The organism is Paenibacillus sp. MABNR03 (assembly GCF_050455445.1).
Taxonomy (GTDB): Bacteria; Bacillota; Bacilli; order Paenibacillales; family Paenibacillaceae; genus Paenibacillus; species Paenibacillus xylanilyticus.
The window spans coordinates 837,409-838,379 of sequence record NZ_JBCIYR010000003.1 but is presented as its reverse complement, the minus strand read 5'-3'; the positions used below and the strand labels follow the sequence as shown (position 1 = coordinate 838,379).

The window sequence follows — 971 nt, the reverse complement described above, 5'->3', positions numbered from 1 at the left end:
CGTACTTCCTGTCACACCTACTCCCGTGGCTCCAGTTAACCCTGTTGCTCCCGTTACGCCAGTTGTTCCTGTGGCTCCCGTAACTCCGGTCGCTCCAGTGACTCCGGTACTTCCTGTCACACCTACTCCCGTGGCTCCAGTTAACCCTGTTGCTCCCGTTACGCCAGTTGTTCCTGTGGCTCCCGTTATACCCGTACCACCCATCACGCCGGTAACTCCTGTTGCTCCTGCTCCTGCAAGCAACGTATAGTCAGGTGAGGTTCCCGGTGTTCCTGTCGGTGACGCAACATTGGCAATATACGTACTGCCGTTGAACGTAACCACCTGACCCGCTGAATACGTTGGTGCCACCGCCGGATCGAAAGGCACTATGCCACTCAAACCGATACCCGTTGCTCCCGTAATCCCTGCTATCCCTGTTGCTCCCGTTTCTCCTGTCCCACCCGTTATGCCGGTAATCCCAGTAACGCCTGTTGCTCCTGCACCTGCCAACAACGTATAGTCTGGTGACGTTCCCGGTGTTCCTGTCGGTGAAGCAACATTGGCAATATACGTACTGCCGTTAAACGTAACAACCTGCCCAGCAAGGTACGTCGGTGCTACGGCCGGATCGAATGGCACTATGCCACTTAAACCGATACCCGTTGCTCCCGTGATCCCCGTTATTCCTGTCGCTCCCGTTTCACCTGTGCCACCCGTTCCGCCGGTAATCCCAGTAACGCCTGTTGCTCCTGCTCCTGCTAACAACGTATAGTCTGGGGACGTTCCTGGTATCCCAGTCGGAGATGCCATATTGGCAATATACGTGCTGCCATTAAACGTAACAACCTGACCGAAGGAGTACGTCGGCGCTACGACCGGATCGAATGGCACGACTCCACTCAAACCGATACCCGTTGCTCCCGTGATCCCTGGTATCCCTGTCGCTCCCGTTTCACCTGTGCCACCCGTTCCGCCGGTAATCCCAGTAA

Annotated in this window: 1 pseudogene; it reads right to left on the bottom strand. The window is 56.1% G+C overall.

The features are described 5' to 3' along the window. A pseudogene (locus AAIH57_RS19025) lies at positions 1 to 971 on the bottom strand (BclA C-terminal domain-containing protein); the annotation flags it as partial.